This window comes from Staphylococcus sp. HMSC34G04 (genome assembly GCF_001838765.1).
GTDB lineage: Bacteria > Bacillota > Bacilli > Staphylococcales > Staphylococcaceae > Staphylococcus > Staphylococcus epidermidis.
The window spans coordinates 1-1,114 of the sequence record NZ_KV838712.1 but is presented as its reverse complement, the minus strand read 5'-3'; the positions used below and the strand labels follow the sequence as shown (position 1 = coordinate 1,114).

General features: G+C 28.6%; 2 protein-coding genes. Both read left to right on the top strand.

The window, feature by feature from the left end:
- The first annotated feature begins 48 nt into the window (after positions 1–48).
- Positions 49–843 (top strand): ParA family protein, encoded by a 795-nt coding sequence (locus HMPREF3241_RS03450; protein ID WP_002485211.1) that lies wholly within the window; start codon positions 49–51, stop codon positions 841–843.
- 5 nt (positions 844–848) lie between these two features.
- The gene (locus tag HMPREF3241_RS03445; RefSeq protein WP_002485209.1) at positions 849–1,049 is read left to right on the top strand and encodes a hypothetical protein; all 201 of its coding nucleotides are present in this window, start codon (positions 849–851) and stop codon (positions 1,047–1,049) included.
- The last annotated feature ends 65 nt before the right edge of the window (positions 1,050–1,114 follow it).

Sequence of the window (1,114 nt, the reverse complement as noted above, 5' to 3'; positions counted from 1 at the left end):
AATAAACATCAGTAACATGTTACATGTAACATCATAGGGGGTTTTTATTTGAGTGTAATAACAGTTGGAAATTTTAAAGGCGGAGTAGGTAAAACAACGGTAGCAACAATACTTTCTTATATAGCATCAGAGCAGTATGGTAAGAAAGTATTACTTATAGATTTTGATCCACAGGGGAACGCTACGCAAATTATGAAACGGACATATGTCGAAGCACCAGAGGAAAATGAATCGTTTATAGATATGCTTAGAACCGGAAATTTAGAAAATAGTATGATTCGGTTATCGTCTAAATTATCATTGTTACCAGCTGACTCTTCATTAGCTAATTTGTCTGATATAATTTCTAAAACAGATATTTTGAAGAAAAGATATATTTTAAAAAATGTAGTAGAAAAGATTAGGGAAATGTATGATTTTGACCATATTTTTATTGATGTACCACCGACTATTAACTCTGATTTTACTAATAATGCTGTATATGCAAGCGATTATATTCTTATGGTATTTCAAACACAACAATCAGCTTATGAAAGTAGCTTGTCTTTTGTAAACTTTTTAAGAGATAGAAAAAATGAATCGAATTTGCCTTTTGAATTGATTGGAGCTGTCCCAGTTTTGATTAAACGAAGTGGAAAAGTGGATGAGAAAATATTAAATATGTCTAAAAATGCATTTTCACAAGCTCTATTTGAAAATCAAATTTATCAAAGAGAAAGAATTAAAAAATTTGGTGCTGAGGGTATAAGAAATAAAGATATGCATGATAAAAAAGTAATACACATGTTTAATAAAGTTTATATAGAATTGGTAGATAGAATACAAGTGATTGAAAGTGAGTGAAAATAATGGCAGGATTTTTAGATGATATAGATACTTCGTCAGTTAAATATACTGAAAATTATAAACCTATTTCTAAAAGTACTACGATGCGTGTGGATACAAATTTAAAAAAACGTTTAAGTCAAATGGCATTAGATCAAGATACATCTATTAAAGCAATTGTTGATAATGTTTTAAATGAGTTTTTAGAAAAAAAAGGTTATTGAACTGGCATAGTAGCAGTAAAAATGAATAGCAATTAAAAAGTCACGATAAATTTATCGTGACTTTT